13 protein-coding genes and 1 rRNA gene are annotated in these 12,187 nt (G+C 28.8%); 12 read left to right on the top strand and 2 right to left on the bottom strand.

Translation table 11 applies throughout. The features are described from left to right. The first annotated feature begins 103 nt into the window (after window positions 1-103). The 10 genes from acpS (at window position 104) to I1959_RS12630 (ending at window position 8,842) form a co-directional block, all read left to right on the top strand. Window positions 104-484, top strand: a complete 381-nt coding sequence (acpS, locus tag I1959_RS12675) for a holo-ACP synthase (protein ID WP_092921394.1) — start codon at window positions 104-106, stop codon at window positions 482-484. A gap of 4 nt (window positions 485-488) precedes the next feature. Next, window positions 489-950: a CBS domain-containing protein gene (locus tag I1959_RS12670; RefSeq protein ID WP_092921392.1), complete on the top strand. Its 462-nt coding sequence runs from the start codon at window positions 489-491 to the stop codon at window positions 948-950. Between the two features lie 21 nt (window positions 951-971). After that, on the top strand, window positions 972-1,562 hold the full coding sequence (gene gerS, locus I1959_RS12665) for a germination lipoprotein GerS (RefSeq protein WP_166504679.1): 591 nt from the start codon (window positions 972-974) through the stop codon (window positions 1,560-1,562). Between the two features lie 15 nt (window positions 1,563-1,577). Further along, window positions 1,578-2,735 carry an alanine racemase gene (gene alr, locus I1959_RS12660; protein ID WP_195238516.1) on the top strand — a complete coding sequence of 386 codons (1,158 nt, stop codon included), beginning with the start codon at window positions 1,578-1,580 and terminating at the stop codon, window positions 2,733-2,735. Window positions 2,736-2,765: 30 nt separating this feature from the next. Beyond that, window positions 2,766-3,050 carry a ribbon-helix-helix protein, CopG family gene (locus tag I1959_RS12655; protein ID WP_092921386.1) on the top strand — a complete coding sequence of 95 codons (285 nt, stop codon included), beginning with the start codon at window positions 2,766-2,768 and terminating at the stop codon, window positions 3,048-3,050. Beyond that, the gene (locus I1959_RS12650) at window positions 3,040-3,402 is read left to right on the top strand and encodes a type II toxin-antitoxin system PemK/MazF family toxin (RefSeq protein ID WP_092921385.1); all 363 of its coding nucleotides are present in this window, start codon (window positions 3,040-3,042) and stop codon (window positions 3,400-3,402) included. Before I1959_RS12655 ends, I1959_RS12650 begins: the two co-directional genes overlap by 11 nt. A 288-nt stretch (window positions 3,403-3,690) precedes the next feature. Beyond that, on the top strand, window positions 3,691-4,518 hold the full coding sequence (locus tag I1959_RS12645) for a transketolase (RefSeq protein ID WP_092921383.1): 828 nt from the start codon (window positions 3,691-3,693) through the stop codon (window positions 4,516-4,518). Next, window positions 4,511-5,446 (top strand): transketolase family protein, encoded by a 936-nt coding sequence (locus I1959_RS12640; RefSeq protein ID WP_092921381.1) that lies wholly within the window; start codon window positions 4,511-4,513, stop codon window positions 5,444-5,446. The genes I1959_RS12645 and I1959_RS12640 overlap by 8 nt, the downstream gene beginning before the upstream one ends. 340 nt (window positions 5,447-5,786) lie before the next feature. Beyond that, complete coding sequence (locus tag I1959_RS12635) at window positions 5,787-6,209, top strand: hypothetical protein (protein WP_092921379.1); 423 nt, start codon at window positions 5,787-5,789, stop codon at window positions 6,207-6,209. Window positions 6,210-6,448: 239 nt separating this feature from the next. Next, the gene (locus I1959_RS12630) at window positions 6,449-8,842 is read left to right on the top strand and encodes a Lon protease family protein (RefSeq protein ID WP_195238514.1); all 2,394 of its coding nucleotides are present in this window, start codon (window positions 6,449-6,451) and stop codon (window positions 8,840-8,842) included. A 62-nt stretch (window positions 8,843-8,904) separates the two neighbouring features. On the opposite strand, the gene I1959_RS12625 is transcribed toward I1959_RS12630, so the two are convergent. Continuing rightward, window positions 8,905-9,480 (bottom strand): 5-formyltetrahydrofolate cyclo-ligase, encoded by a 576-nt coding sequence (locus I1959_RS12625; protein WP_166504681.1) that lies wholly within the window; start codon window positions 9,478-9,480, stop codon window positions 8,905-8,907. 155 nt (window positions 9,481-9,635) lie between these two features. Between I1959_RS12625 and I1959_RS12620 the strand changes: the two genes are divergently transcribed. Then, a complete protein-coding gene (locus tag I1959_RS12620; RefSeq protein WP_166504682.1) occupies window positions 9,636-10,787 on the top strand; it encodes a S41 family peptidase in 1,152 nt (383 codons plus the stop codon). A gap of 418 nt (window positions 10,788-11,205) precedes the next feature. Here I1959_RS12620 and I1959_RS12615 read toward each other — a convergent pair whose 3' ends face one another. Beyond that, entirely contained in the window at window positions 11,206-11,397 is a 192-nt protein-coding gene (locus tag I1959_RS12615) for a hypothetical protein (RefSeq protein WP_092921369.1), read from the bottom strand. A 462-nt stretch (window positions 11,398-11,859) separates the two neighbouring features. Here I1959_RS12615 and I1959_RS12610 point away from each other — a divergent pair. Further along, window positions 11,860-12,187, top strand: a 16S ribosomal RNA gene (locus I1959_RS12610); the annotation flags it as partial.

Below are 12,187 nucleotides of genomic sequence, written 5' to 3'. Positions count from 1 at the left end.
CTGTAGTATTATAATAGGCATATGACAGGATTTTATAATGTCGAGTTGAATATATTTATATATATGCAACAAAATAATACTATAATAGGAACCGGAGGCATCTATGAATATATTAGATATTGGTATAGATATAGTGGAGATAGGAAGAATAAAAGAAGCTATAAATAAAAATAATAGATTTTTAGAAAAGATATTTACAGAAAATGAAATAGAATATTTTAAATCTAACAATTTTAGAGTTGAAAGTATAGCAGGGAATTTTTCAGCCAAAGAAGCTATAAGCAAGTCTTTAGGGACAGGTATAAGAAATTTTAATTTTAAAGATATAGAAATATTAAGGAATGAAATAGGAAAACCTATAGTTAAAACCTATAATAATTTGGAGAAGATATGCATAGACTATAATGTTTTAGAAATAAAAGTATCTATATCTCATTGTAAAGAATATGCGGTAGCTAATGCTATAACTATAATTAAGGAGTGATATTATGAACAATAAAATAGCTAAGGACATAATGACAACGGATGTAATAGTGGCAAATAGAGAAGAAAGTATAGTTAATGTTGCAAGGTTACTAATTAAAGAAAGAATAGGAGGGGTACCTGTAGTAGATGAAGATAATAAGGTAGTAGGTATTATTTCTGAGACAGACATAATGAAGAAAGAACAGCATGTAGAAGCTCCTCATATAATTAACTTTTTCCAAGGGTTAATATTTTTAGATGATTACAAGAAGATGGAAGAAGAGTTTAAAGAAATAGCAGCATACAAAGTAAAAGACTTAATGTCAACTGATATAGTAACTGTAAATGAAGAAGATAATTTTGATGATGTAGCTAATATTATGATAAAAAAATCAGTAAATAGAGTTCCAGTAGTAGATAAAGAACATAAATTAAAAGGAATTATATGTAGATACGATATAATTAGAGCTATGTATAATGAATAAGAATTAATATAGGAGGATTTTGTGAGAAGTAAGCTAACGCTACTAGCAGTGCTTATTATAAGTATGCTAGTTATTATTGTAGGTTGCCAAAAAAGGCAATTAACTAAAGAAGAGGCCTATGAAGAATTTCAAAAGGTAATATCTGAAATTGACTCATATACATGTAAGGCTGAAGTAGAAGTAGTTGGCAATAAGAGTTCACATAATTACGTATTTATTCATAATTATAATAAGCCAGATAATTATAAATTAGAGTTAGTATCACCAGAGCATTTAAAAGGTAAAACTATTGAATACAAATCAGATAAAATAATAGTAAAAAACCCAGGAATAAAAGATGAAATTGAACTACCTAATGTAGGTGAAAATGATCAAAATATGTTTATTGGGGATTTTATAAAAAATTACCTGCAAAGTGAAGAGGTTGATATAAAATTATCTGATGGTAGTCTTGCCTTAGAAACGTACATACCAGGTGAAGATGAATATTTTAACAAACAAATATTGTATATTAATATTAAGACTAAACAACCAGAAAAAATGGAAATAATAGATTCTAAAGGAATGATTAGATTCACTATTACTTACAAAGATTTTCAATATGAAAAGTAAGGGGGAACTAAAGAAATGAACAAAATAACAGCTCCGACATGGGCAGAGATAAATCTAGACAATATCAAATTTAACCTTGATAATATAAAAAAATCCTTAAATGAAAATACGAAAATTTGTGGTGTGCTAAAGGCTAATGCCTATGGGCACGGTTCAGTACCGATTGCAAAATTATTAGAAAAAGAAAATATTGATTATATAGCAGTAGCTAGATTAGAAGAAGGAATAGAATTAAGACAAAATAAAATAATGCTTCCTATACTTTGTTTAGGTTATATTCCGGAAGAAGCATTAGCAACTGCTATAGACAATGATATAACTATTACTATTTACTCAGTAGAAATGGCTCAAAAACTTAATGATATCGCCAAGCATATAGGTAAACATGCTAAAATCCATATTAAAATTGACACAGGTATGTCAAGGATAGGGTTTATACCTAATTCTCAATCAATAAATGATATAAAGTCGATAAATGATTTAGAGTTTGTAGACATTGAGGGTATCTTTACACATTTTGCTACAGCAGATGAAAAAAGTAAAGAATTCACTAAGCTTCAAGTACAAAGATTTAAATATATGGTTGAAGGGTTAGAAGCTATAGATATAAATATACCTATAAAACATGTATCAAATAGTGCTGCAATTATAGATTTACAAGATTTGAATCTTAATATGGTAAGATGTGGAATAATACTATACGGTCATTATCCATCAGAAGAAGTAGATAGAGACATTATTCAATTAAAGCCTGCAATGACTTTAAAAACGAGAGTAGCTCATATAAAAGATGTGGATAAAGGTACTGGGATAAGTTATGGATTAAAGTATAGAAGTGATGAAACAGAAAAAATCGCAACTATACCTATAGGATATGCAGATGGATTTTCTAGAATACAAAAAAATCCTAAGGTGATGATTAAAGGAAATATATTTGATGTCATAGGTAGGATATGTATGGATCAGTGTATGGTCAAAATTAACAAGAATATAGACATAAAAATTGGCGATGAGGTTATAATATTTGGGGAAGAGAAATTGACAGCAGAAGATGTAGCAAAAAGCCTAGAGACTATAAACTATGAAGTGTTATGTATGGTATCAAGAAGAGTAGATAGAATCTATATGGAAAGAAATTCAATTTTACAATCAGATAGTTATTTGATAAAATAATAATGATAGTATACCCCGGGAGGCGATTTTGTGCACAAAAAAAGTAAGGAAAAGATAGTATTTACTTTACCGGATTCCCTCGTTTCTGAGGTAGACCATATCGTTGAGATGGAGAATAGTAATAGAGAAGATTTTGCAAAGGCTGCCTTTCAATTTTATATAACTCAAAAGAGAAAAATAGACATAAAAGAGTCTATGATCAAAGGTTATAAAGAAATGGGGCAAATTAATCTATCGCTGGCTGAACTAGGTATGACAAATGAAGTATCTTCTGAGGATTGTATTGAAGGGAAGATAGCCCAGGGTGAGTATTAACCTAGACATAAAGCGAGGAGATTTATACTACGCTGATTTAAGCCCTGTTGTCGGATCGGAACAAGGTGGAGTTCGTCCTGTTTTAATTATACAGAATGATATAGGAAATAAATATAGTCCAACGGTAATAATAGCTGCTATAACATCACAGATTAACAAGGCGAAATTACCAACACATATAGAAATTAGTGCGAACGAATATGGGCTTAATAAAGATTCTGTTATTCTCTTAGAACAGATACGGACTATAGACAAAAAAAGGTTAAGAGAAAAAATTGGTTGTCTAGATGATAATATGATGGTAAAAGTTGACAGTAGTCTTCAGATAAGTCTAGGACTATTTGCGTTATAAAATTATTGGTATTATTTTTAATATCAATAATTTTTTTTTATTAAAAATGAAATATGATATATTAAAGATAAAAAAAGTGTATCATAAATAATGTCTAATATATATTTTGATATATAAAAATCATAATTGTTAAAAATTATATATCAAAATATATAAAAAGTATACATAATATATCTAAATTAAAAAAATAAAGTAAAAAAAATCTATAAAAGTGATATAATAATATGAGATTACAAAAATATATTACATAAGTAATATTTACTTTATGAAAAACAGGGAGGTAATTACATGAGAGACCATAAGGGATTAAATGAGATTGCACGTATTATCAGAAAAGATATAGTCTCTATGATACATGAATCTAAATCTGGACATCCAGGAGGATCATTATCAGCTGTAGAAATACTAACAGCTCTTTATTTTAATGAAATGAATATAGATCCTAACAATAGCAAAATGGAAGATAGAGATAGATTTGTTTTATCTAAAGGACATGCAGCACCAGTACTTTATGCAACTTTAGCTCAAAAGGGTTACTTTGCTAGAGAAGAATTAATGAAGCTAAGAAAAATAAATAGTATGTTACAAGGTCATCCTGATATGAAGGGAATACCTGGAGTTGATATGTCAACGGGTTCATTAGGACAAGGTTTTTCAGCAGCTTGTGGTATGGCTATGGCATCTAAATTAGATAATGCACCATGGAGAGTGTATACTATACTTGGGGATGGAGAAGTTCAAGAAGGGATAGTTTGGGAAGCTGCTATGAGTGCAGCTCACTACAAACTTGATAATATGGTAGCATTCTTAGATTATAATGGTCTTCAAATAGATGGAGCAGTAGAGAAAGTTATGAACATAGGTCCTATAGTAGATAAGTTTAAAGCTTTCGGATGGAATGTAATAGAAATAGATGGACATGATTTCGATCAAATTTTTGCAGCTTTAGATATGGCTAAAGAAACAGTAGGAAAGCCAACAATGATAATTGCAAAGACTATAAAAGGTAAAGGTGTATCTTTCATGGAAAATGAAGCTGGATGGCATGGAACAGCTCCAAGTGATAGCGATTTAGAAAGAGCCTTAGAAGAATTAGGGGGTGCAGACAATGAGTAAGATAGCAACTAGAGAAGCATACGGAAAAGCATTAGTTAAATTAGGACAAATAAACGATAATGTTGTAGTATTAGATGCAGATTTATCAAAATCAACTAAGACAAATGATTTTTATAAAACATTCCCAGATAGATTCTTCAATATGGGTATAGCTGAACAAAACTTAATAGGTGCAGCTTGTGGATTTGCTGCAGCTGGTAAAATACCTTTTGCAAGTAGCTTTGCTATGTTTGCAACAGGAAGAGCTTTTGAAGTTATCAGAAACTCTGCTTGTTATCCAAAGTTAAACGTAAAAGTTTGTGCTACTCATGCTGGTATAACAGTTGGAGAAGATGGAGCAACACATCAAAGTGTAGAAGATATAGCTATAATGAGAAGTATACCTAATATGACAGTTATGGTTCCTGCTGACGGTGTAGAAGCAGAACAAATGATATTTGAAGCAGCTAAAGTTTACGGACCTATGTATGTTCGCTTAGGAAGAAGTGCAGTTCCTACAATATTTGATGAAAATTATAAATTTGAAATAGGAAAAGGTACAGTAGTTAGAGAAGGAAATGATTTAACAATAATAGCCTGTGGAATAATGGTTAACGAAGCTATAATAGCATCAGAAGTTTTAAAATCAGAAGGTATAAATGCTAGAGTTATAAATATGTCTACTATAAAGCCTATAGATAAAGAGTTAATAATAACTGCCGCTAAAGAAACTGGTGCAATAGTAACTGCTGAAGAACATAGTATATTAGGTGGTCTAGGTTCAGCAGTAAGTGAAGTTGTTACTGAAGAATGTCCAGTTGTAGTTAAAAAAGTAGGTATAAATGATACTTTCGGAGAATCAGGTACACCTGCTGAATTAGTAAAAAAATATGGATTAACATCTAACGATATAGTTAAAGCTGCTAAGGAAGCAATAGCTAAGAAATAATATAAAAAGGATATAGCGTAAGCTATATCCTTTTTAATTATCAAATTTATTTACTATAAAAGATTTTATATTTTCGTTATATTTCACTAAATACATATCATATAATAACATTCCTCAAACAATAGAAGGTAAAATCCAACTAGTTTTGTATCTTAAATAATTTCATAAATTTTAAAATATTGTATTTTAGCAATGGATATGGTCTTTTGAGATATTAAGATGTTTGTCATCACGTAGATTAATCAAGCAAATTTTTTATGAGGTTTTGGAAATATACTAATAAATAATATTCTAAGGCTCGTATAAATTTCATATATTAAAATATATGGGGGTGAAATAAATGAATATAAAATTTAATGTAAAGGGAGTTATATATGGAGTACTTCTATTAATACTAGTAATAGGTGGGTTTATAGTAATCCCAAATATGTTTATGGAAAAGTCAAATCCAGTAGATTACACTATAGTACAAAGAGAATCTATACCAGAAAAGATACTTGATATGATGGACAAATATACAGATGAAGAAAGAGCTTTAGCTGTGAAGTTAAACGAAAAGATATATGTTATTGTAACCAGAGGTAAAGATAATGAAAAGGGAATAGAGATGAATAAAATAGAAATGGTTCAAGAAAATGATAGAAGTTTAATGAAAGTAAAAATTTCATATAAAGAAAAAGAAAAATCATATCCGTACATAGTTGTAGAAACCAATTTAACTGATCTTCCTGAAAATATAGAATTAAATGTGACAGAGGAATAACAGACTACATATTATATTAATAAGAATTTAGAAAAATAAACATGTACATAAGCTAATAAAAATCGCCTTAAAATATTTTAAGGTGTTTTTTTATGTCTAAAAGATATTTTTAAATTTTAAATAAAATAATTAAATTAGATGAATTTATTAAAAAAATATTATTATTGCATATTAACTAATTATTTATCAATAAGCGGGGAAAAATAAAACTTAACATAATATGAAGAGGTGAATGATTGTTGAATATAGATAAATATAAAGTTAGAGTAGAAGACTTAAAACCGAGCTCATTGATAGAGAATCTATCATTTAGTACTACAGAAGAGATAGATTCTAAAAGAGAAATAATAGGCCAAGATAGAGCTGTGAAGGCTATTGAGTTTGGACTTAAGATGAAAAAAAGTGGATATAACATATATGTTGCAGGTACAAATGGATTGGGAAGAGTTAGTTACACTAGTGAACTTATAAAAAAGTATACCAGCAATAATAAACAAAATAATAATAGAGATTGGGTATATGTAAATAATTTTAAAAACATTAATGAACCTACAGCTTTATCTTTCAAATCAGGGGTAGGAAAAATATTTAAAGAAGATATAGAAGAAATAATTCAAAAATTAAAGTGCGAGGTACCTAAATTATTTAATTCAAAAGAATATGAATACCATAGCAGAATACTTATGAGTGAACTTGAAAATAGTATTCAAGGAATAATATCAGAGTTAAATGAATTTGCCAAGCCTAGAGGATTTAAGTTTGAAGTTACAGAAAGAGGACTTGTTAGTATCCCAATAAAAGAAGATGGAACATTAATGCAAGAACAAGAGTTAGGTCAACTAACTCCTACACAAATTAATAAATTAAGAGAAGAGGGTCTTAAGCTAAATCAAGATAGCAAGGAATATATAGATAAGATAAAAAATTGTGAAGATGATTATAAAAATAAAACTATTGATTTAGATAAAAATGTAGGAAGAAGTTTAGTTGGGTTTTATGATAAATACTTACTAGATAAGTATGGAAAAGAAGAAAAAATACAAAGATATATAAATGATTTATGCAATGATATAGTTAATAACATTGATAAATTTAAGGATAAAAATGAAGGTAATCAACAAAACCCTATGGCGCTATTTGGTATGATGGGTCAAAAAAATGATGATAAGTTTTTTAATAGATACAAAGTAAATTTATTTATAGATAATAGTGAGTGTGAAGATTGTAAGATAATAGTAGAAAGCAATCCTACATACTATAATTTGATAGGGTGTATAGAGTATAAAAATGAGATAGGAGCTTTAACAACAAGTTTTACGGAAATAAAGCCAGGAGCCTTACATAAGGCGAATGGAGGATACTTAATCATAAATGTAAAAGATTTATTATCGAATCCTTTTTCTTGGGATTGTCTAAAGAGAAGTTTAAAAACAGGAAAGATATCAATAGAATCTCTTAATAAACAATATGGATATTTAGTAACATCTACATTAAAGCCAGAACCAATAGATTTAGATGTGAAAGTCATATTAATAGGAGACAGTCGTTATTATGGACTTTTATACTCATATGAAGAAGATTTTAGAAATCTATTTAAAGTGATGGCTGACTTTGATATAGAAATAGATAAAAATGATGAAAATATATATAAGACAATTCAGCTAATAGCTGATACTTGCAACAATGAAAAATTAAAACACTTTGAAAGAGATGCAGTTGAAAAGGTAATAGAATATAGTATTAAGTTAAGTGACAATAAAGATAAATTAACAGCAAGAGTTAGTAATATAATAGATTTAGTATATGAGTCAGAGGCTATAAGTGATGATAGTGAGTTATATGTCACTGCAAAAGATGTTCAAAATGCAATAGAACAAAAAGTATATAGAAATAATAAATATGAAGAAAAATTAAATGAGATGTTTGAAGACAAAACTCTGTTAATTGATATAGAAGGAGAGAAAGTAGGTCAAATTAATGGATTAGCTGTTATGGGTACAGGTGAATATTCATTTGGTAAGCCATCAAAAATAACAGCATCTACTTATAGGGGAAGACATGGTGTAATAAATATTGAAAGAGAAATAAAGCAAAGTGGAAGTATTCATGATAAAGGAGTTTTAATATTAAGTGGATATTTAGGAGAAAGGTATGGAAAAGAGAGACCATTATCTATAACTACATCAATAACTTTTGAACAAAACTATAGTGGTGTAGATGGAGATAGTGCATCTAGTACTGAATTGTACGCTATAATATCTAGTATAGCTGATATACCTATAAAACAAAGTATTGCAGTAACTGGTTCTGTTAGTCAAAAAGGAGAAATACAACCTATAGGCGGAGTGAATCAAAAGATTGAAGGATTTTTTGATGTATGTAAGTTAAAAGGTTTCTCTCAAAAACAAGGTGTTATGATTCCGATACAAAATGTTAAGAATTTAATACTAAAAGATGAGATAGTGGAAGCTGTAAAAGCTGGAACTTTTAGTATATATGCAATAAGTAGTATAGAAGAAGGATTAGAGATACTTACAGGTAAGACTATAGATGAAATAGATAATTTAGTTAAGGATAAGCTTGAGAGTTTAAGACAAATAGATAAAAAAGATAGAGATGATAAAAAGGAATAAAAAATACTAAGGGTTAAAATACTAAGTTTTAACCCTTAGTATCATTTTTAAATTAATATTATCTAAAATTTATTAGGTGTAAGTATTTGGCTTTCTGTAATTATATAGTCAAGTTGAGCATCGTGATCTTCTTTAGGTACAGAATCAAAAATTTGTAAATCAAAAGCAATTCCTACTGTGATAGCATCTTCTCTTAACCTTTCTATGAATCTATCATAAAAGCCACCACCGTAACCGAGTCTATAGCAATCTTTATCATAAGCAACGGCTGGAACTATTACTACATCTATATCTTTAACCTCTACCTCTGGAGAGCATTCAGGTTTTGGTTCCCTTATTCCATAAGCACCGATTTTTACTCCATCTTTTAAATCAATTATTTGAGATGGTATTAATTTTTTTTCTTCTTTAATCGTTATAGGAGATGAGACAGTTTTACCCAAAGAAAGAAGCTTAACTATAAGTTCATCTGTTTTAACTTCATTATTAAAATCAAGATAAAGCATAATATTTTTAGCTTTTTTTATACAATCTAAAGCTAATATTTTTTGAGTTATTATTGATGAGTTTTTACATAAAGATTCATAATTTTGGTTATTTCTATCAGAAATAACTTTTTTTCTAAATTCCTTTTTCATAAAATCTACCCCTTTTACTATGGTATAATATGGATATGTATCCATTATAAATTTTAGTACATAAGTTAAAAACTAAGCAACAAAAATAGAAATGGTAATAAAAAGAATAGCTAGTCATATAATATATACTAGATTAGATAAAGGAGATGCCTAGAATGATATCAAAGAAAAGAGCTATCGTGTATGGAATAGTTTTAGTAATAGTAACAGCTTTGTTTACCTCTACTTTGCAAATAGGATTAGGTAATAAGGTTGTAGTGTCGAAAGATTTATATGAAAAATATAGTAAGTACAATAAGATGATAGGTCTAGAAGGAGCTATAAAAGAAGATTTCTATCAAAAAACAAAAGATGATAATTTGGTTAATGGAGCTATAAAAGGAATGTTTTCAGGATTAGATGATCCATATTCTCAGTATTATACAGAAGATGAGTTTAAAAGATTGAAGGAACAAACGAGTGGGTCTTTTGTTGGTATAGGTGTGATAATAAGTCCTTCTCCAGATGATGATTACTTAACAGTAGTATCTCCTATACAAGGTTCTCCGGCAGAAAAAAGTGGAATAGAAGCGGGAGACAAGATAGTAAAGGTAGATGGAAAGAATGTATTTGCTAAAAATTCAGATGAAGCAATTAGCATGATAAAAGGTAAAGAGGGCACAACTGTAGAATTAACTTTAAAAAGAGATGGCAATGAATTTGATGTTAAAGTTAAAAGAGAAGAGATTGTTTCAAAAAGCGTAGAAGGTAAGATGCTAGAAGATAAAATAGGATATTTAAGAATAACTTCTTTTAGCGAAAATACATATAAAGAATTTAAAACTGTACTAGATAAATTGAAATCAGAGGGAATGAAGGGGTTAATATTAGATGTAAGAGATAATGGTGGAGGACTATTAAATATATGCAAAGATATAGCCGATGAGTTAATAGGAGAAGGAACTATAGTTTACACTAAAGACAATAAAGGAAATACAGAATACTTAAAATCAGATAAAGATAAGCTAGGATTGCCAATAGCTATTTTAACTAATGGGAATAGTGCATCAGCATCAGAAATATTAACAGGAGCTATTGTAGATAATAAAGCTGGTATCTCAATAGGAACTACAACTTTTGGTAAAGGTTTAGTACAAAGTGTAAGAGAACTTAAAGATGGTACAGGTTTTAAATTAACCACTGCTCAATATTTTACTCCTAATGGAGATTATATAAATGGAAAAGGAATAAAACCAAATATAGAGGAAAAAAATCCTGAAAAGCAATTAGATAAAGCTATTGATTGGATGAAAAAGGAAATAAAATAGAATATATCAATAAAAACAGGCATAAAATATAAAAAGTGCCTGTTTTTTAATGAAAAATATAATTAAAATTTATAAAAAAATAGAATGTAAAAATATAACATATTATAAAGAATTAAAATATAAAATATGAATATATTTAAGAAATTTTGTATATTTTATAGAAGGGAATATTAATTAAGTATAGAATTAATATATTAAGTTTATAATTAAAATAGGAAGTGGTTATTATGAAGAAGAACAGAGGAAAAGTTGTTAACTTCAATGAATATAAAGAGCATAAAAAACAAATGGAAGTAGATAGAGTGGAATTATTAAACCTTATAAAGAAGCTAGTTACTACAAAATAGAGAGTGTGAAAACTCTCTATTTTTGTAGTTTAATATCTAATTTTAAAATTTAAAATGAAAAATAAAATTAGTTATGACATCTTTAAATCATTAATATATCCTTGAAATTGATTAAATTCATTTTCATCTGATATCTCAATAGTTTGAGAATCTTCAGAATCAAAATTCTTAAGATATATAGTGTAATTATTATCTGTACAGTTATGGTAAATACATCTGTAGCCATCCTCATATAAATCTTTGATTTTGTTGAAAGTAGACATAGAATTTGTTAGCTATAATTATATATAGCATCTCCTTTCTTAGAGTTTATACAAGTATATAAAGTTGTATTTATTTAATATTTTATGAAGTTTAAGAATTAATATTCAATATCGTGGGTAATATATATGTAAACATTAGTATATATAGTAATTTAAATGAAAAGATAAATAAAATTAGAAAAAAACAAAAAAAGTGTTGACGAAATGGATTTGAGATGGTATAGTTATACTTGTCCTTAAGAAAAGGGCAAACACAAAAGAAAAGGAACAGAAAAAAGTTGACAAAGTAAAATTACTTTGGTAAACTAAAGAAGTTGTAAAAAAGTAGCGCCGACACGGTCGCTTAAAATGAACTTTGAAAATTAAACAGTAGGTTAATTTAAATAACTAATGATTCTTTAAAGAATCGAATACAACCAAGCCAGATATTCAGATAATGATAGTCTGAGCGGGTAACAACTTTTATTTGAGAGTTTGATCCTGGCTCAGGATGAACGCTGGCGGCGTGCCTAACACATGCAAGTCGAGCGATTTACTTCGGTAAAGAGCGGCGGACGGGTGAGTAACGCGTGGGTAACCTGCCCTGTACACACGGATAACATACCGAAAGGTATGCTAATACGAGATAACATGAGAGAGTCGCATGGCTTTCTTATCAAGGCTTTTGCGGTACAGGATGGACCCGCGTCTGATTAGCTAGTTGGTAAGGTAACGGCTTACCAAGGCGACGATCAGTAGCCGACCTGAGAGGGTGATCGGCCACATTGGAACTGAGACACGGTCCAAACTC

The sequence above is a fragment of the Romboutsia sp. 1001285H_161024_C4 genome (genome assembly GCF_015550185.1).
GTDB classification, from domain to species: domain Bacteria; phylum Bacillota; class Clostridia; order Peptostreptococcales; family Peptostreptococcaceae; genus Romboutsia_C; species Romboutsia_C hominis.
Note: the sequence above shows the minus strand (reverse complement) of the source record. Positions and strands in the feature narration are given on the sequence as shown.

What these genes read in the sequence shown, in the direction of transcription:
- I1959_RS12670 (WP_092921392.1), top strand. Translation starts at nt 489, where the DNA reads ATGAACAATAAAATAGCTAAGGACATAATGACAACGGATGTAATAGTG.
- I1959_RS12645 (WP_092921383.1), top strand. Translation starts at nt 3,691, where the DNA reads ATGAGAGACCATAAGGGATTAAATGAGATTGCACGTATTATCAGAAAA.
- I1959_RS12615 (WP_092921369.1), bottom strand. Translation starts at nt 11,397, where the DNA reads ATGTCTACTTTCAACAAAATCAAAGATTTATATGAGGATGGCTACAGA.
- I1959_RS12625 (WP_166504681.1), bottom strand. Translation starts at nt 9,480, where the DNA reads ATGAAAAAGGAATTTAGAAAAAAAGTTATTTCTGATAGAAATAACCAA.
- I1959_RS12635 (WP_092921379.1), top strand. Translation starts at nt 5,787, where the DNA reads ATGAATATAAAATTTAATGTAAAGGGAGTTATATATGGAGTACTTCTA.
- I1959_RS12640 (WP_092921381.1), top strand. Translation starts at nt 4,511, where the DNA reads ATGAGTAAGATAGCAACTAGAGAAGCATACGGAAAAGCATTAGTTAAA.
- I1959_RS12620 (WP_166504682.1), top strand. Translation starts at nt 9,636, where the DNA reads ATGATATCAAAGAAAAGAGCTATCGTGTATGGAATAGTTTTAGTAATA.
- alr (WP_195238516.1), top strand. Translation starts at nt 1,578, where the DNA reads ATGAACAAAATAACAGCTCCGACATGGGCAGAGATAAATCTAGACAAT.
- acpS (WP_092921394.1), top strand. Translation starts at nt 104, where the DNA reads ATGAATATATTAGATATTGGTATAGATATAGTGGAGATAGGAAGAATA.